21 protein-coding genes are annotated in these 18100 nt (G+C 34.6%); 16 read left to right on the top strand and 5 right to left on the bottom strand.

Going from position 1 to position 18100, the window contains the following annotated elements:
• Window positions 1-36: 36 nt before the first annotated feature.
• Window positions 37-675: a response regulator gene (locus tag PMI13_RS01025; protein WP_007839711.1), complete on the bottom strand. Its 639-nt coding sequence runs from the start codon at window positions 673-675 to the stop codon at window positions 37-39.
• Complete coding sequence (locus tag PMI13_RS01020; RefSeq protein WP_007839710.1) at window positions 668-2662, bottom strand: tetratricopeptide repeat-containing sensor histidine kinase; 1995 nt, start codon at window positions 2660-2662, stop codon at window positions 668-670. Before PMI13_RS01020 ends, PMI13_RS01025 begins: the two co-directional genes overlap by 8 nt.
• Before the next feature lie 176 nt (window positions 2663-2838).
• Here PMI13_RS01020 and PMI13_RS01015 point away from each other — a divergent pair, with 176 nt between their 5' ends.
• The 8 genes from PMI13_RS01015 (at window position 2839) to arsB (ending at window position 9057) form a co-directional block, all read left to right on the top strand.
• Window positions 2839-3876: a T9SS type A sorting domain-containing protein gene (locus PMI13_RS01015; RefSeq protein ID WP_007839709.1), complete on the top strand. Its 1038-nt coding sequence runs from the start codon at window positions 2839-2841 to the stop codon at window positions 3874-3876.
• A gap of 139 nt (window positions 3877-4015) precedes the next feature.
• Window positions 4016-4498 (top strand): hypothetical protein, encoded by a 483-nt coding sequence (locus PMI13_RS01010; protein WP_007839708.1) that lies wholly within the window; start codon window positions 4016-4018, stop codon window positions 4496-4498.
• An 18-nt stretch (window positions 4499-4516) separates the two neighbouring features.
• Window positions 4517-5236 (top strand): hypothetical protein, encoded by a 720-nt coding sequence (locus PMI13_RS01005; protein WP_007839707.1) that lies wholly within the window; start codon window positions 4517-4519, stop codon window positions 5234-5236.
• Window positions 5237-5921: 685 nt separating this feature from the next.
• Entirely contained in the window at window positions 5922-6248 is a 327-nt protein-coding gene (locus PMI13_RS01000; protein ID WP_034669509.1) for an ArsR/SmtB family transcription factor, read from the top strand.
• Window positions 6249-6385: 137 nt separating this feature from the next.
• Window positions 6386-6859 carry a DUF6428 family protein gene (locus PMI13_RS00995; RefSeq protein WP_007839705.1) on the top strand — a complete coding sequence of 158 codons (474 nt, stop codon included), beginning with the start codon at window positions 6386-6388 and terminating at the stop codon, window positions 6857-6859.
• A gap of 49 nt (window positions 6860-6908) precedes the next feature.
• The gene (locus PMI13_RS00990; RefSeq protein WP_007839704.1) at window positions 6909-7520 is read left to right on the top strand and encodes an arsenate-mycothiol transferase ArsC; all 612 of its coding nucleotides are present in this window, start codon (window positions 6909-6911) and stop codon (window positions 7518-7520) included.
• 1 nt (window position 7521) lies between these two features.
• Window positions 7522-8013: a GNAT family N-acetyltransferase gene (locus PMI13_RS00985; RefSeq protein WP_007839703.1), complete on the top strand. Its 492-nt coding sequence runs from the start codon at window positions 7522-7524 to the stop codon at window positions 8011-8013.
• A gap of 6 nt (window positions 8014-8019) precedes the next feature.
• A complete protein-coding gene (gene arsB, locus PMI13_RS00980) occupies window positions 8020-9057 on the top strand; it encodes an ACR3 family arsenite efflux transporter (RefSeq protein WP_007839702.1) in 1038 nt (345 codons plus the stop codon).
• Between the two features lie 55 nt (window positions 9058-9112).
• Here the strand turns inward: arsB and PMI13_RS00975 are convergent, their stop codons facing one another.
• Window positions 9113-9295 (bottom strand): hypothetical protein, encoded by a 183-nt coding sequence (locus PMI13_RS00975; RefSeq protein ID WP_238536258.1) that lies wholly within the window; start codon window positions 9293-9295, stop codon window positions 9113-9115.
• A 263-nt stretch (window positions 9296-9558) separates the two neighbouring features.
• Here PMI13_RS00975 and PMI13_RS00970 point away from each other — a divergent pair, with 263 nt between their 5' ends.
• The 5 genes from PMI13_RS00970 to PMI13_RS00950 all read left to right on the top strand — a co-directional run bounded on the left by PMI13_RS00970 (window position 9559) and on the right by PMI13_RS00950 (window position 12111).
• On the top strand, window positions 9559-9885 hold the full coding sequence (locus tag PMI13_RS00970) for an ArsR/SmtB family transcription factor (RefSeq protein WP_007839701.1): 327 nt from the start codon (window positions 9559-9561) through the stop codon (window positions 9883-9885).
• A gap of 60 nt (window positions 9886-9945) precedes the next feature.
• Window positions 9946-10419 (top strand): SRPBCC domain-containing protein, encoded by a 474-nt coding sequence (locus PMI13_RS00965; RefSeq protein ID WP_007839699.1) that lies wholly within the window; start codon window positions 9946-9948, stop codon window positions 10417-10419.
• A gap of 115 nt (window positions 10420-10534) precedes the next feature.
• A complete protein-coding gene (locus PMI13_RS00960; RefSeq protein WP_007839697.1) occupies window positions 10535-11113 on the top strand; it encodes a YdeI/OmpD-associated family protein in 579 nt (192 codons plus the stop codon).
• A 19-nt stretch (window positions 11114-11132) separates the two neighbouring features.
• On the top strand, window positions 11133-11522 hold the full coding sequence (locus PMI13_RS00955) for a DoxX family protein (RefSeq protein ID WP_007839695.1): 390 nt from the start codon (window positions 11133-11135) through the stop codon (window positions 11520-11522).
• Window positions 11523-11559: 37 nt separating this feature from the next.
• A complete protein-coding gene (locus PMI13_RS00950; RefSeq protein ID WP_007839693.1) occupies window positions 11560-12111 on the top strand; it encodes a DUF4256 domain-containing protein in 552 nt (183 codons plus the stop codon).
• A 16-nt stretch (window positions 12112-12127) separates the two neighbouring features.
• Here the strand turns inward: PMI13_RS00950 and PMI13_RS00945 are convergent, their stop codons facing one another.
• Together PMI13_RS00945 and PMI13_RS00940 are read right to left on the bottom strand one after the other, a co-directional pair.
• A complete protein-coding gene (locus PMI13_RS00945; RefSeq protein WP_007839691.1) occupies window positions 12128-13018 on the bottom strand; it encodes an alpha/beta hydrolase in 891 nt (296 codons plus the stop codon).
• Between the two features lie 110 nt (window positions 13019-13128).
• The gene (locus PMI13_RS00940) at window positions 13129-13995 is read right to left on the bottom strand and encodes an AraC family transcriptional regulator (RefSeq protein ID WP_007839689.1); all 867 of its coding nucleotides are present in this window, start codon (window positions 13993-13995) and stop codon (window positions 13129-13131) included.
• A gap of 234 nt (window positions 13996-14229) precedes the next feature.
• Between PMI13_RS00940 and PMI13_RS00935 the strand changes: the two genes are divergently transcribed.
• From PMI13_RS00935 to PMI13_RS00925, 3 genes are all read left to right on the top strand, one after another.
• Window positions 14230-14730 carry a hypothetical protein gene (locus PMI13_RS00935; RefSeq protein ID WP_007839687.1) on the top strand — a complete coding sequence of 167 codons (501 nt, stop codon included), beginning with the start codon at window positions 14230-14232 and terminating at the stop codon, window positions 14728-14730.
• Window positions 14731-14898: 168 nt separating this feature from the next.
• The gene (locus PMI13_RS00930; RefSeq protein WP_007839684.1) at window positions 14899-16302 is read left to right on the top strand and encodes a tetratricopeptide repeat protein; all 1404 of its coding nucleotides are present in this window, start codon (window positions 14899-14901) and stop codon (window positions 16300-16302) included.
• A 352-nt stretch (window positions 16303-16654) separates the two neighbouring features.
• Window positions 16655-18019, top strand: coding sequence for a T9SS type A sorting domain-containing protein (locus PMI13_RS00925; protein WP_007839682.1), 1365 nt, complete (start codon window positions 16655-16657; stop codon window positions 18017-18019).
• Window positions 18020-18100: the final 81 nt, after the last annotated feature.

The raw sequence follows: 18100 nt of genomic DNA, 5'->3' as shown, positions 1-18100 counted from the left end.
AAGGATGTACTGAATTTCGACACAGCTCTTTTTGAGTTAAAACAGATATAGCTCATTGATTATTTTGATAAGTTCCAGTGAATTTTTTGCATTAAATTTTTGCATTAAGTTTTTGCGGTGAGTTTCTACGGTGAGGGGGCTTATAAAGAGTTCATCAGCAATCATTGCAGTCGTTTTTCCGTCTTCAATCAATTTTAAGATCTGTTTTTCTCTTCTGGTAATTTTAGGAATTTCTTTCGTATTATTTATTGACGGCCTGGCCATAATCTCCTTAATTCCTTTACTGAAGACCATTTCTCCATTCATCCCCGAATCTATACATATTTTGAGCTCTTCAACAGATTCATTTTTCAGCATATATCCTGAAGCCCCATTCTGGAGCATTTTGATAATTACCATTTTTTCTGAATAATTACTTAAGGCAAGAACGCAGATTTCAGGTCTCATGGTTTTTACTTTCAAACATAATTCAACACCATTAATATCGGGTAAAGAAATATCCAGCAAAACCATATCAATATCATTGTTCTGAAGAAAAGAAAGAAACTCCAATCCATGGCTGAAACTTCCAACCACAAATATGTCATTTTCCTTCGCCAGCAGAGATTTTATGCCCTGGGCAAGTATTGGATGATCATCCACTAATGCCACTTTTATTTTTTTATTTTTAAACATCGAGTTCTATATTAATGGAGGTACCTTCATCCGGTGCTGATAAAATTTCAATTTTACCACCCAAATGTTCGACCCTATTTTTGATATTATTAATTCCCAATCCTATTTTGTTTGATACTTTAGAAAGATCAAATCCTTTTCCATTATCTTCCGCAGTAATATAAAATCTATTCTGATTCTGGCTGCATTGCAGAACCACCTCGCTTGCATAAGAGTGTTTCAAAATATTGGTCAGAATCTCCTGTAAAATTCTATAGATAATCAGTTGTTTGTTCAGCGGGATGGTTTCGCCTATATTGATTGCCTCAAAAGATATGATTAAATTATTATGTATAATCGATTCACAGAGTTCTTTAATTGCTGTTTCCAATCCATACTGCAGGAGAGTCTGCGGCATCATGTTTTTTGCAATATAGCGAAGTTCAGTAATTGAATGATCCAACTGATTACGGATGTCTTGTAATATCAGATTTTTAGCATCCGGATGACTTTCTTTTGTAAAATTGGCAAGGTTGATCTTCACAGCTGTCAATATTCCTCCCAATCCATCATGAAGGTCTTTGGCCACACGATTTCGCTCACTCTCTTCAGCCTCAAGTATCGCACTGGTAAGAGCAATATGCTGTTGCTGTTCCAATGCTGTTACTTTTTGTTGTATCAGTTTTTTATAGTTTTTATAGTAGACCCAAAGTAAACCCACAACTGTGAAAAGAAACAGACAGACAAACAACAGTAACCAATTGTAGAGTTTATTATTTTTTATAATCAGAGTTGCCTGTTTTGTTTCAGCATTTAATGCAGCAATCTTTTTCTCTTTTTCCGAAGTCTGGTATTTTATTTCTAATTGGTTGATTTGGTTGTCAATTTGCTGCCGGTTTAAACTGTCTTTTAAAATCAGTAGTTTTTTAAGCCATGCATAAGCCTTTTTCTCATTACCCAGTCGATGGTAGGTTTCGGCAAGTTCATAGTATTGTGTTTGCCTGTTTTGGCTATAACTTGTAGTAGATGTTTTTATAATATTTTCCAATAAATTTTTAGCTTCCAGGTATTTCCCCTGTCTGGTAAGAATTTTATACTTCAGAAAAGAGAGTTTCTCTATATAATATTTGTCTATTAACTTAAAGGCTAAATTAAGTCCTTTATCGATGCTTGATAAAGCTTTTTCATACTGGTTTGTCACCTCAAAATACAAGCTCTCAGAAAAATAATATCCCACATGACTTAAACCGGGTAAGATATCATCAAGTAGAGGAGATGCTTTATCCAACAGCTTTTTAGCTTCATTTTTTTTTCCTTCAAACAAATAATTCTCACTTGCAAGCGCATATACAAAAAGCAGTCGTGACGGGTGTTTTATTTTAGTCTTTTCTAAAACGTATATACTTTGGACAAAATATTTTTCAGCTTTGTTATATTGCCATCTGTTTTTAAAGACCAGTCCTATATCCCCATAAAACTTTCCGAGCAATTCATTATTACCGGCCTTTTTAATAAGTGGGATTGATTTATTTAATAATAAATCCGCCATCAGCTGGCTTTTGTCTTTTCTATACTGCAGGTAGGCATAGTTAGCATAACAGTTTGCCATATACAGGTATGCTTCTTTTGTTTTATAATGTAATAATGATTTTCTGGAGATAAAGAAAGCCTGCTCACTTTTTTCCTGATTGATATGAAAATAATAAACGCCATAATAATAAGAGCTCAGAGCCTGTAAATAATAATTTGTCTCACTCAGTTTCCTGCCGTGCAGAAGATAGGCTTTGGATGTTAAGGTGTCTTTATCTGCCCAATACTCCGAAAGCAGAAAATAAAGCCTGGCTTTCGTGCTGTCAGAAGCAGTGTTTTGTAATTTAGATTTTAAATTATCAGGATAGGCAGCATTATCCATTCCTGCTTCAACAGATAAATTATTCAGCTGGGCAGATGCGTTGCAAAAGAATGAAAGCGTAAACCAACTTAACAAAATATATCTTCTGATTTCCATAGATTAAAACTGCTTAGATAAAATAAAATTAATTAAAAATTAATACAAAAAAATACCTGTTAACAGGTAGATGGAAATACTCATATTCTTGTATAGATCCATAAACCTAAAAAGATAATTTTGTGATAAGAATGGTTCTGAATTTTATTTAATAACAATTTATTTAAAACATTTTTATGAAAACAAATTATTTTTTTTTCAGCATTTTTTGTGTTATCTGGGGCATTCAGTTAAGAGCTCAACCCACTATCACAAGTTCTGATATCGTTACAGGTACCTTTCAATTTACAGAAGTCAGTTTTAATCAGGGAGTCTATATTCCTGGTAACGGAGGAGCCAATATAACCTGGGATTTCTCCAATATTCAGGGGACAACAGGAGGGTTTAAACTGCTTTATGGAGTATGCGGCCCAAGCATTTCTGAATGCAACACTTTTCCGACAGCTAACCGGTATGTCGTTTCTGTGGATAATAGCGGAAACCAAAGCAATGATAAAAATTTATTCAGGGTTACCAATACCCAGTTTGAAGCGATAGGAGCAAGAAATAATGTCACCAATTTTACATTAACCTATTCTGATACCCCAATTCTTCTTAAATTTCCAACCACCTATTTGCAGTCTTTCACTGATACCTCTTCTTATACAGCGAATGGTGTGACAACCACTACTAATGACATTATTACAGCAGATGGATATGGTACCGTTAAAACTCCTGTCGGTACATATACAAATGTTTTAAGAGTAAAAAAAGAAAGTACCGTAAGCATAAGTATGAACGGATCGCCTGTTTCCACAACACAGATAACAACCTACACCTGGTATAAAAACAGCAGAGAAGAGATTGCCGGGTTTGCAGTTACAAATATAATATCCCCGATTCAACAGGCTTCGCCATCAAGATTTCAGTATACCAATAGCAATAGTTCTACTCTGGATACAGAAGAGGTTTCCGGGATAAAATCTTTAGCTGTCTATCCAAATCCCGTTAAAGACGGAAAGATCCGGATAGACACTAAAAATAATAAAATAAAATGGGTGGGCATTTATGATATGACCGGTAAAAAAATCTTTTCCCAGTCTGCAGACCAGGTCAAAAGATCAGAAGGAAAATACAGTATTGACCTGCAGGATTATCCTTCCGGAGACTATATAATAAAAGTGGAAACTGATAAAAACATCATTTCTAATATAATACAGATAGTACATGAATAGTTGATAAACCCACTATATATGATACAGGAAATTGGGATATGCAGGAAGTTGCCGTAAAATTTAAAAAAATTTCTTTGAAATATATCGTGGATTTTAAATTAAATATTGGAATGAGGAGAAAATAATTAAAAAGAAAATCATGAACTTTATTCAATCAATGTGTTTTGTTCTTTGTCTTTTTGCTGTAGAATCAGCTTCTGGACAGGAAACAAAAACCGATAAAAGAACAAAAGAAGCATTGGCTCAGCGTTATGCAGCCGATAAACTATATACCGATTATCAGAGAGGTATTTATAACCGTGAAGCCTGGAAAGCCTCATGGGTAGGAGCAAAGCTCTCCGAATTATACAAAAGCTGGGGAGTGCCCACGAGAACAGCTACCGATGAAAAAGGCGGTAAAGTACTGGTATATGAGAATGTTACCAATACTGCTGGTGGCAGTTACACACCCGGTTATATTGAAACGGCTACAAACGGATTCGGACAAACAGTAGTAACAGGACAAAAAGCAGCAGAAGATACCAGATGGAGCAGTCAGTATATTACCATAACAACAGTATATGCAGATAAAAACGGTGTAATAACAAAAGTGGATTTTGATAGTAAATACAGCCGTAATTAATAACTAAAATTTTTATTTATGATGAAAATTATTAAAGCAGTGTTTCCCTTGATGTTGCTGATCATCTCACTTCACTTATATGCACAAGAAAGATATTTTGAAATAAGATTAGAAAAAAATGAATTTGGCGGTGGGTATACTGGGAAAGTGCTTCCGATAAATGATCAGCAGTATGTAAAACTGGCTTATCCCGGGAAGACGAAAGAACAGCTTTATGATGCTGTGACCGATTATGTAAAAAGCCATAGCGGACTTAAATTGGATTATAGTAATGATACTAAAAAAACATTTTTGGCATATCGGGATTTTGCAACCATTGGGGATAAGAAAAAATGCTCGGCTGATCTTGTATCTCTGGCATATATTATGGTAGTTACAGATTTAAAAGATACTTTGCTTGTGAGTTACAGCAGTACTTCCAAAATTTTTTCAACTATTTTTGATGCTAAACTCAGGATAAGCCCCGGCAATGATGTAATTTCAGAAGGGGATATTCCTTTTAATGAATATAAATTTGTTCAGCCGGAGGATGGAAGAACACAAAGCAGTATTTCTCCCAATGGAGGGCTTTTGGGTGCAGCAACTTCCCGGAAAATCAACTATAAATTAGCTTATCCTGAAAGCATTTTTGATTCCAGCGGTAAAATTGTAAATCTTTCTAATAAAAAAATAATTGAAAATTTCTTTGATGCTTATATTATAGATTTAAAAAATTATCTGGATAAAAGACTAAAATAACCCGGGCCAAATAATCAATAGAAAACATATCATATCCAGGGCCCAAGATCCTAAAGATATGCCATTAAAATAAAGTTTAAGTATAGTTGGTCGCTTTTTTGTTACCAGCTATTTTTTTTGTTTAATTTTAAATAAAATAATATTAATTTTTAAAATATTTGACAGTAATACAGCACCTTTTTATAGTGCAGTACAATGGATAAAACAGAAAACGTTAAACATTAGGAGGTCTAATGTATCAAAATAACGATTCTGTTATCAATTACAATTTAACATAATATAAATTATAGGATTTATTTAATTTACTCCAAAAGGATATTTATTACCTCTTTTCAAAGCCCATTTATTTCATTACAATAAATATGAACTCTACTGTATTTCCCGGGCAAAATCCTAATGCTTCAGATTCTGATTATTATACTTACATGAGAATCCGCTATACGATCTCAAACCGGAAAAAATTGGCTATAGCCCAAATTGGATTACTAATTAATTACTTTACTTTGGTATTTCACTGCCATATTTAAAATCAATTTTTTTCATCAGTTAAAAACTACTGAAAATCAAATAAAAACTTCAAACATTAAGGATTTTAATTTATTTTAATAGTCCCCTTTTAAAATTATAAGATTAATATTTTTTCTTTTAAATATAAATCGTAATATTGCAATATAATAATTTAATTATGGGCGCGACGAAGACAGATCATTTCACAGACCACCAAAATCAGATTGCAGTTATTGCAAAAGCCTTGGGCCACCCAGCAAGAATAGCTATCATAGAATACTTGCTGAAAGTCAATACCTGTATAACCGGGGATATCGTCAATGAGCTGCCTTTAGCACAGCCCACGGTATCTCAGCATTTAAAAGAACTAAAAAATGCAGGGTTGATAAAAGGAAGTATTGAAGGAACTTCTGTATGTTACTGTATAGACGAAAATACTTTCGGCCTATTAAAAGAGTATTTCTCAAAAATAATCCTTACAGTAACTAATCAAAAATGCTGTTAATGATGGAAACTGCTTTCATTATATCTTCGGTATTCTACAATATCGAAGATAGGTTTACAGCCCAAAATTCAATATCACATTAAAAAAATTTGTTTAAAAATATCGCAATATTGCATTATAACTATAAATAAATAATAATGAAACTATCAGAAATTAAAGAAATCTTGCCAACATTAGAAAATGTTGAATTTCAATTAGAAAACGGAACATTTGTACCGGAACATTTCCATGTTACCGAAGTCGGACAGATCAAAAAAAAATTCATTGACTGCGGCGGCGTGATCCGTGATGAAAAGGCAGTGAACTTTCAGCTATGGAATGCTGACGATTATGAACACCGCTTAAAACCAGGAAAATTACTGAACATCATCAGGCTATCTGAAGAAAAATTAGGAATTGAAGATGCAGAAATTGAGGTAGAATATCAAAGTGATACAATTGGCAAGTATGACCTGGAATTTAATGGCAAAACCTTTGTCTTAAAAAGCAAGACCACAACATGTCTTGCACAGGATGCCTGTGGTATTCCTACTGAAAAACAAAAGAAAAACCTTTCGGAATTAGTAGGAAATCAGAATACATCATGTACTCCTGGAGGAGGCTGTTGTTAATTATTTTAGAGACATCACACACACAAACCATAAATTTTAATGAGTAAAAATGAACCAGAATATTTTAAAAACCATTGAAGCAATTTCAACAGATACTATTTCAGAGGAAAGAAAAAGTGTTTTAAAGCCATTAATTGATTACATACAAAATAAGGTGAAAACAAACCAGACAGTCAGGCTCAACTTTATCTGTACGCATAACAGCCGACGAAGTCACCTGTCACAGATCTGGGCACAAACCATGGCTTTTCATTTTGGAATTAAAAATGTGTTTTGTTATTCAGGAGGAACAGAAGCTACCGCAATGTTTCCAAAAGTAGCTGAAACATTGGTTGGTCAGGGTTTTCAAATCCAGATGTTGAGTGAAAACGAAAATCCTGTTTATGCAGTAAAGTACACACAAAATGAAGCTCCTGTCATTTGCTTTTCAAAAGAATACAGCAGTGAATTTAATCCTCAAAATGAATTTGGTGCCATTATGACGTGCAACAATGCTGACGAAGGCTGCCCTTTAGTGATCGGAGCGGAATCGAGATTTCCGATCAAGTATGATGATCCCAAAGCTTCAGACAACACACCTGAACAGACTGAAGTTTATGCAGAAAGAAGTCTGCAGATTGCCACAGAAATGTTTTTTATTTTTTCACAGATAAACAATTAAAATGGAAATAGTAACAATAAATAAAGATCATTTTTCAGAAATAGCGGAAATATACAAGCAAGGTCTTGAAACAGGCCATGCGACTTTTGAAACCTCAGTTCCGGTGTGGGAAAGCTGGGACAAAAGTAAATTAAAGCACAGCCGATTCGCAGCCGCCATTGATAATACTGTTGTAGGTTGGGCTGCACTTTCAGCGGTAAGTGACCGATGTGTATATGGTGGCGTGGCAGAAGTGAGTATTTATATTTCCAATGATTATAAAGGAAAAGGTATCGGAAAAGCTTTGATGTTAAAGCTGATAGAAGAAAGCGAAGCCAATGGAATATGGACCCTTCAGAGTGGTATGTTTCCTGAGAATGAAGCAACAGTAGCTCTTCATAAAAGTTCCGGTTTTCGGATAATTGGCTACCGTGAAAAAATCGGAAAGCTTGGGAATATCTGGCGTGATACGATTATGATGGAAAGAAGAAGTAAAACAGTAGGAATAAATTAAAACAGTATGCAACCAAAATTAAAATTTCCCGACAGATACCTGACCTTGTGGATCTTTCTTGCTATGGTAGCTGGTGTAGGCTTAGGTTTTTTATTTCCGGGTATTTCAAAAATCACCGACTCTTTATCTGTTGGAGCCACCAATATCCCTTTAGCAATAGGATTGATACTAATGATGTACCCTCCACTGGCAAAAGTTGATTACTCACTACTACCGATAGCTTTTAAAGATAAAAAAGTAATCAGTATCTCACTGCTGCTGAATTGGATTATTGGTCCGGTATTAATGTTTGTACTGGCTATTCTCTTTTTAAGAAATGAGCCGGATTATATGATCGGATTGATCCTCATCGGGCTGGCAAGATGTATTGCAATGGTCATCGTATGGAACGATCTGGCCAAAGGAAACAGAGAATATGCAGCCTTATTGGTAGCTTTAAACAGTATTTTCCAGATATTCACTTACAGTTTTTTTGTCTGGTTATTTATTAATGTTTTACCGGGGAAATTAGGATTAGCCAATTTCAATGTAAGTGTTTCCATGAAAGATGTAACAGAAAGTGTACTCATCTATCTAGGTATCCCGTTTCTGGCTGGCTTCTTAAGCCGGTACCTCCTGGTTAAATTAAAAAGTATAGAATGGTACAACAGAAAATTTGTACCCAGAATATCACCGATAACACTGTACGCTTTACTATTCACGATTGTCTTAATGTTTAGTCTTAAAGGCGAAAAAATAGTAGAACTTCCAATGGATGTAGTAAAAGTAGCAATACCATTAGTCATCTATTTTGTCCTAATGTTTTTCGTAAGTTTCTTTGTAAACAAATCGTTAAAGGTATCTTATGACAAAAATGCATCCATCGCATTTACAGCCACAGGAAACAATTTTGAACTGGCAATCGCGGTAGCAATCGCTGTGTTCGGTATCAACTCCCCACAGGCTTTTGTAGGGGTTATTGGACCGCTGGTAGAAGTTCCGGTATTGATTTTATTGGTGAGGGCCAGTTTATGGATGAAGAAAGGATATTACAGTCAGAACTAACAAATTTCATTTGATGAGATTTTCGGCAAAGAAAAAGTCGGAGGATGGTAAACAATTAAAACAACTCATTCATTTGAAAACTCTCTTCATAATTAGAAATAAAATCTTTTATATATCTTTTGTCCTTATCCGATTTGCGAAAAACTAAATAGTGAGTTATTTTTAATCCGCTTTCGGTAATTCGTTTGAATCTAATATTTTCAGACAGTCTGAAAGATTTTAAAGCCCATTTGGGCATACATAAAATCCCCATATTGGCTTCAACCATTTCCAACGCAACCTCTGTTAAAGGTATTGCAGAAATTTTTAATGGTGTAACTTTAACAAGTTATTTCCTACACTAAAATCGATGAAAAAGATAAAATAATCTTATCAACCAAGATCACTTCAATCTCTTGTACAGCATTACAAGAGGTTTTTCTATTTAAAATCAATAATTTATCATAAAACATTTGTGTAGTCAAATAACTTCATATATATTTGTAGCCAAATAACTACACAATGAATTTAAGAAGAGATGTATTTCAGGCTATAGCCGATCCTACCAGAAGATCAATCCTGGTTCTGGTTGCTGCACAATCAATGACTGCAGGGGCTATTGCTTCAAATTTTGATACGGCAAGACCTACAGTATCCAAGCATCTGCAGATCCTGACGGAGTGTGAATTATTGACACAGGAACAAAACGGCCGCGAAATTATTTACCACCTTAATCCGAATAAAATGAAAGAAATAGCAGACTTTATCGAACCCTTCCGCAAAATGTGGGACGACAGGTTCAATGCATTAGAAAATGTTATGAAAGCTTATCAAAAGAAAAATAAGTGATAAGGGCAATGATGATCAATAGAAATACTAAAACACACTAATACTCTAAATATACTCACAATGGAACTTAAAACAAAAATTCATGCCGAAGACGGTAAACAGGAAATATTCATTACCAGAGAATTCGATCTGCCCGTAGAATTTTTATTCAAAGCGTATACAGAAGCTGAAATTGTTGAACAATGGATGGGAACAAAAGTTCTGAAACTTGAAAATAAACAACACGGCGGTTATCAGTTTGAAACCTCAAACCAACAGGGAGATGTGGTATTCCGTGCAAACGGAAGTATCCATGAAATAATTCAGGATCAGAAAATTACCCGTACCTTTCAGATGGAAAATACCCCATTCCCTATTCAGCTTGATTTCTTAACATTTGAAAAGCTAACGGATGAAACCAGTAAAATAACGATCCAAACCATTTACCAATCTGTAGAAGCCAGGGATCAGATGCTGAAATTACCTTTTGCTCAGGGCCTCAATATGGCACACAACAGATTGCAGGAAGTGGGCAGTATATTAATAAGACATTAGGTATCGGATATTAGATTAGACGTCAGATATCAGACACTAGATAATAGAAGTTAAATCGAAACCCGGCAACTCATAACTCATAACTCATAACTCATAACTCATAACTCCCAAACACATGAATCCAAAAGTTGATTTCTTTTTTGATAAAGCCAGGCAATGGCAGAAAGAATTTGAAAAATTAAGAGCAATTGCTGCAGATACAGGACTTGAAGAGGAACTAAAATGGGGATGTCCCTGCTACACCTATCATGGGAAAAATATTTTCTTAATTCATGGATTTAAAGAATATTGTGCAATCCTGTTTTTTAAAGGTGCTTTACTGGATGACACTCACCATATCCTGATTCAGCAGACTGAAAATGTACAGGCGACGAGACAGATCCGTTTTACAGATTGCAAAGAAATTGCAGATCTGGAAAAAATTATTAAAACTTACCTCTATGAAGCGGTTGAAGTAGAAAAAGCAGGCCTGAAAGTAGATATGAAAGAAACCAAAGAGTTTGATATGCCTGAAGAATTCCAAAACCAATTGGATAAAAATCACGAATTAAAAGAGGCTTTTGAATCTTTAACCCCGGGAAGACAAAGGACTTACCTGCTCTATTTTTCTTCTGCCAAACAATCTAAAACACGGGAATCGAGAATTGAAAAACACATTCCACAAATCTTTGAAGGTAAAGGATTAAATGATTAACACTTAAAAACAATATACAATGGAAACACCGGATAAATCACAAAAAAGAAACAAAATTATCTACTGGATTTTTACACTTTGGATGGCATTGGGAATGGTTTCAACCGCCATCGTACAATTGATGAAGCATAAAGACGAAGTGGAAAATTTCACAAAACTGGGCTACCCTATCTATTTAATGTCCATCATTGCCATCTGGAAAATTCTGGGAGTTATCGTGGCATTAGTTCCAAAACTTCCATTGTTAAAGGAATGGGCTTATGCCGGATTTTTCTTTGCTATGTCAGGAGCTGTTATCTCCCATTTATTTGTAGGGGATACAATCGGAAAAACTTTTCCACCACTCCTACTTCTCGTGATCAGTATTATTTCATGGTATTTCAGGCCGGCCGACAGAAAATTGATTTAATTAATTTTGAATAATTTTAACCTTAAATCTTAACGATATGAAAAAACTGTCAAAAGAACGAAGCGAAGAGTTATTGGCAATTCTTAAAGCCCGTTTTGAAAAAAATAAAACCCGGCATAAAGACCTGCACTGGACAAAAATTCAGTCAAAACTGGAAGCTCAGCCTGAAAAACTCTGGTCATTAAATGAAATGGAAGAAACTGAAGGCGAGCCAGATGTAATCGGTTATGAAAAAAAAACAGATGAATATATCTTCTTCGACTGCTCTCCCGAAAGCCCGAAAAGAAGAAGTCTTTGCTATGATTATCAGGCCTGGGATTCAAGAAAAGCCAATAAGCCGGAAAGCAATGCGATCGACAGAGCTTCAGAAATGGGGATTGAACTTTTAACGGAAGAACAATACCGTGATCTTCAGGAATTAGGGAAATTCGATTTAAAAACCTCAAGCTGGATAAAAACGCCCGCCCATATCAGGGAACTTGGTGGTGCAGTCTTCTGTGACCGTCGCTACAACACTGTTTTTATGTATCACAATGGAGCAGATTCTTATTATGCAGCGAGAGGCTTCCGGGGAATGTTAAAAGTTTAAACTCATCCTGCAGCTTTTAGTATAAATGTTTTCGAAACCAGTGTAATGCAGCATCCGATGCAACATCAAAATGTTGCGTATAAGGTGAGAAGTGTCCATCCGGAATACTTACCAATTTCTTTGGATGCAATGCTTCTTCATAGGCCTTCAGGCACAGATCAGTGGGTGTTACCATATCATTAAGGGCTACAATAAACAATATTGGTACAGGGCTGATCCGTGACACGTAAATACCCGGTTCGTACATCCTGCTGTATTCTGTACTTCGCAGGGTTACTTCATTTCGAAAAGTTTTTGAAAACTTTACAGCCCCCATATAATATTCTTCTGCATCTGGTGTTGGATAAAGCGAATCAGCCTCTCCCGTTAATTTTCGGATTATTGGCTCTTTTCCATAAAAACGGTTCCGGCGGTCCTTTTTGATACTTTCTAAATAAACAGGAGTTTTTTCTGCCGGCATTCTCCTTATTCCGGATTGGAAACCACTAATGGTAGGTACCTGAGATACCACACACTGCACTCTTCTATCGGTAGCTGCTACTGCAATAGCATGCCCTCCCGAATAACTTGTTCCCCAGATTCCTATTTTCTCATCATCTACATGATTTAAAGTTTGAGCATAAGTAATACTATTTTTATAGTCGTCTATCTGCATAAAAGGATTCACTTCCTGTCTCGGCAGCCCTTCGCTTTCCCCAAAATTTCTATAATCAAATAAAATAACAACAAAACCCATTCCTGCAAATTTTTCTGCAAACCTATCAATATAAGCTTCTTTGATAAGTCCAAATCCATGGGCCATAATAATTGCCGGGCATTTATCCTCTTTTTCAGGTGTATACTGTAATGCTGCAATCTTTTCCCTCTCACTTAAATAAGATACCTTTTCTATTTTGTATTTGTACATCGTATTTTTTTCTGCTGTTCATTCACCAAAGCATCTATAAAAACTTTGATTTTTTATTATGAAGCAAAGATATTGACAGCCAGCCAGACTACTTTGTCCAATAAGTCCTATCATTTGCTGATTTGGCCCATTCCGGCAGAGCGAAAAGATGAGGGTGTCATATTAAATTCTTTTTTAAATGATTTATCAAACCGGGATAAGCTTCCGAAACCACATTCATAAGCAATTTCAGATATATTTTTGTCTGTATTGATCAAATAAAAACATGCATCAGATAATTTTCGCGAGAGTATCCATTTTCCAGGAGAGCAATTGAATATTTTTGTAAAATCTCTTTTAAAAACAGAAAGGCTTCGGTTGGAGAAATCTGCAAGCTGGCTAACGGTATAATCTTCTTTATAAAGTTTTTCCATCATACTTTTCAAATGACTATGCTGTTGGATAACAGAAACAAAAAATGATTTCACATATGGATGTTCTTTTAAAAGCAGGTAAATAAGCTCAGCGACTTTTAATTTCAAAACAACAGAATCATTTATATTTTCCTGTATATAATTAAGGTATTGCTCAACAAAACCATCTATCACTTTGTTACTGTCTAGCAACAGAATATCATCAGCTTTTAACGAAGGCTGTGTCCAATCAGCTTTATTGAAATCTGACAAATATTTGATAAAGCTATCATCAAAATAAATAACTAATGCCTCAAACTGGCCATCAGCAGCCAAATATTCAGTCATCTTATGAACGCCTTTCTTTAGCACCAGCAACTGTTTATTTCCAACCGTTATCTCATCATCATCTTTAACAATTATTTTGTGCCCCTTCAAAACGAAGACGAATGTATTCTCCTGTATCAGAACAAATTCCCTTGCAGAAGCAGAATTGATTTTCCATTTGGCCAACAGTACCCCGTTGTCTTTCAGTATTTTTTCCTGAGGGAATTTTTTTATTGCATTATATATCCGTTCCGTCATAGTTTAAGAGCCATTTAACTCAAAAATACAAAAAATTGACCCTTAGAAAATTCATTTTTAAGCAATTCTCAAAAAATAAGAAAAAGCATTTTATCATAAATTAAAAACGGAATATTCAATATTATAATTTTAACAGTTGAAATAAATTTTTATTTACAACTTATTTACTTTCATATATAAATAGTATTACTAATTTAGCAATATTGAAATTTGAATTTACCCTAACAAAAAATTATGAAAAAATTGATCTTACTCAGTTCATTCACTATTTTCCTAATGAACTGTAATAAAAAAACAGAAACTGTGACCCCAAAAGCTGAAACAGATTCTCCAGCGGTAGCAGAGACAGTGGTAGATACACTGGGGCCAAAATCATATTGCTATGTTGGAGCAGCGGGTAAAGATTCTGTTTTTGCAAGCATTGATGATAACCTGGGAACAATTACCGGAAAGCTGTCTTATAAGAATAATGAAAAAGACAGTTCTAAGGGGGATGTAACCGGTTTTAAATCCGGGGATACCTTGAAGCTGACTTACGAGTTTGAGTCTGAAGGCTCAAAAAGCAAACGCGATATTTTCTTTATTCAGAAAGGAAATACTTTAACCGAAGGAATCGGTGATCATACAGAAGAAAGCGGACAATCGAAATACGCCAATGAAAAGAAAATCACTTACAAAGACGGCCCGAGGCTGGAAGCCGCTGATTGCAGCATGGTCATGAAAGCTTTAAAATAAAGATCAGATAAGAATATCAGATAAAATGGATAAAACAGCTGTAACAGAAGTATTACAGCTGTTTTGTCATTTTAGAGCTAATATTAAAAGTGGCAAAAAGTAATTAAAAATATCATTAAATTTACTTTTAAAATTATTCTTTTAACCATACAATATCTAAATAAATCGATGACAGAAAAAGTTGTTCAGTTGCTTTCTTTTTTCAGTTTATTTTTTAGCCTAACAGGATATTCCCAAAACAAAAAGGAAGAGTTTAAAAATCAGGTCATGCTCAACTCAAAAATTTTCAATACTAATATTGATAAGGCATACCATCAGCTGGACTCCCTTCTCTATGATGCAAGAGCACTAAAGGACTCTATTTCAGAATTAAAACTGCTTGATAGAAAATGCAGATATTTCTACAGTAAAAATATGATGGATAGCCTCATTATATTATCAGAAAAACTTCAAAAAAAATCCAATGAATATAATATTCCTTATTTTGAGGCAATGTCCAATATTTATATGGCAGAAACGTATTCGGTCAATAAATTTTATGATAAAGCAATATATTATTTAAATTCTGCATACAAAATTCTGCAGGAAGACAAAACGGGAAGTGAAAAAATTTTCTATGCAAAAGCCAATGTACTCAACAGTTTTGCAAATGTATATTTAGATAAAAATGATCCGAAAAGTGCTGCAAAAAAAATATACCAGCAAATAAAAAGTGGCAGTGAAATTAAAGACCCAAAAAAACTTGCCAGTTTCCAATATCTGAACTACTCTAATCTATCCAATATTTATATACAGTATAACTCAGATTCCGCTTATTATTACGCCAACAAATCCATTAATATAAAGCCTGCAACTATTGCTGAGGACAAGTCAATGATAACCAATTACACCGTCATCGGTGAAGTCTACAAACAAAAAAAAAATTATCCGAATTCTATAAAATATTTTCATAAAGCTCTTACTGCCAGTAAAAAAAACGGAATTGAGCTTAATATGAATAATGTTTATGAAGCGCTGAAAGAAATATACCTTAAAACAGGCAGGAAAGACAGTGTCATTTTTTATAAAAACAAAATAGAACAGTATGATCTTCAGGTTTTAGAAAGCAAATATAACTCGTTACAGGAAGTCATTAATAAAGATAAAAAGGAAGAGGATGAATCTTCTTCAAAAAATCTTTTACTTTGGAGTATATTATTAGGTGTATCAATCATTGTTCTCATGATCACTTTTATAAAAGTTAGAAATAAGAAAATTCGTGTTACTGATCAGAATCTTCAGAAAACCTACAATCATCTTATCGAGCTTCTGCAAAACAAAGATCCTTCGTTTATTTTTTCTTTTGAAAATGCATTTCCTGATTTTTCAGATAAATTACTGAAAAAAAAACCTGAGCTTCAGCAGTCTGAAATAGAATTTTGCGCTCTTTTAAAAATGAAGCTTACTACCAAAGAGATTGCAAAATATACATACATTGAAACCCGTACCGTTCAAAATAAAAAATACAAGCTCAGAAAAAAACTTGGGATTCCTCAAAATGTAGATATTTATCAGTGGATTAATAATCTGTAAGAAAGTACTCTTTCTAAAATTCCCTCTCTTAAATCTAATAATTATTGCAAAATTACATTAGGTTACTTTATTGAAAATTTACCGCTTACTATAAAAAGCTCTATGGTAAAAAATATTTTTTCTGAGTGAAGAATAAGTATTGTGATTTAACAAAATGATTACAAAACAAGGCTTTTGATGCTGAAAGTACAAAATGAGTAGCTATTTCCTTTGTAAAACGCTATAAAATACTTCATTTTTTGTCTGTAATGATAAATTTGTTGAAAATTCCTAACACAGCAATTGTAATAGGGATTTCATTTTAAATGTGAAGATTTTTCAAATTTTTATATAACCTTAAATATCATTGATTATGACAAAAAACTCTTTTTTGAAATTCAGGAAAACACTTGTGGTATGCGGAGTGGCATTGAATATTTTTACTGTAAATGCACAACAATGGGAAAATGTAGGTCTACCCGTTAATGTTTCAGCAGGTAATTCCAGTTATAATAATTTAACGACTGATGGTATTGGAAATTATTATCTGTCTTATTATGACGTTTCCGTAGCAAAAGGTTCAGTACAGAAGTTTGACGGAGCTTCCTGGTCTTACCTTGGAGGCTCTGCCGGAATCACTTCAGGAACGGCAACATTCAATTCGTTGTGTATTGATGGGTCAGGGAATGTATATTACAGCAATCAGATCGGATATCCCGGTACCGGCATGGAGGTCAGGAAATTCAGCTCGGGAACATGGTCTCAATTACCTAATGTAACCAATACGGGAATAAATTATCAGGCAACGGCAGTTTCTCCTTCCAATGTAATTTATGCATACAGCTCTGACGGATCAGGAACCGTAAGAAAATACGTGAATGGAGCCTGGGAACAGGTAGGTACCGCAGGATTTGCAGGCGGAACAACTTTTGCAGAAATGGTGATCGGTTCCGACAATAATATCTATACTTGTCAGATCTCCGGCGGTGTAAAGGTTTATCGAATAAATGCAGACGCATCGGGCTCTGATCCCTGGACCCTGGTGGGAGGAAGCATTGTAGGAAACGGATATTCTTCTGATTTTTCATTTTCCGATATTGCTTTGGACGGGAACAATAATCCGTATGTGGTATATGTATCGAGTACTGCAGAAGGAAGAAAACTGAATGTTAAAAAATTTGATGGTACCAATTGGATACAGGTTGGAGCTCCCAACTTCTCCGATACGGTTGTAAACCATACTGCCATTACAGTCTCATCAGACGGTACTCCATATGTAGTTGCCAGTATCTGGGACAGTTCAAGCGCTAATAATACTCAAAATACTGTTTACAGATATAATTCGGCTTCAGGAATCTGGACAAAAGTTGGTGGGGATTTTGTTTCTGACGGAGCTGCTACTTATAACGATTTAGCAATAGATCCGGCAAATAATCATTTGGTCCTCGCCTATTCTCAAAATGGCACAAAAGTTAAAAGAATTTCATTATCAGCACTATCCGTCACCAATACTCAAAAAGAAGATATTGAAATTTATCCCAACCCTACAAACGGTAACATTTATCTGAAAGGAGGAAAAATAAGATCAGTAGAAGTTATCAATACTGCGGGGCAGTTAGTAACGATTAAAAATAATGACCGGCAAGCAGATCTTACCCATGTTCCTGCCGGAGTGTATTTTATTAATGTACATTTAGAAAATGGAGATTATCTTAGTAAAAAAATTATCAAAAAATAACATCAACCACAGTTTTAAAAATAAGAAGAGGCTGTCTCAAAAGTGAGACAGTCTTTTTTTTATGCTCAAAAAGAAAGGAAA

The sequence above is a fragment of the Chryseobacterium populi genome, from assembly GCF_000282115.1.
GTDB classification, from domain to species: domain Bacteria; phylum Bacteroidota; class Bacteroidia; order Flavobacteriales; family Weeksellaceae; genus Chryseobacterium; species Chryseobacterium populi.
Note: the sequence above shows the minus strand (reverse complement) of the source record. Positions and strands in the feature narration are given on the sequence as shown.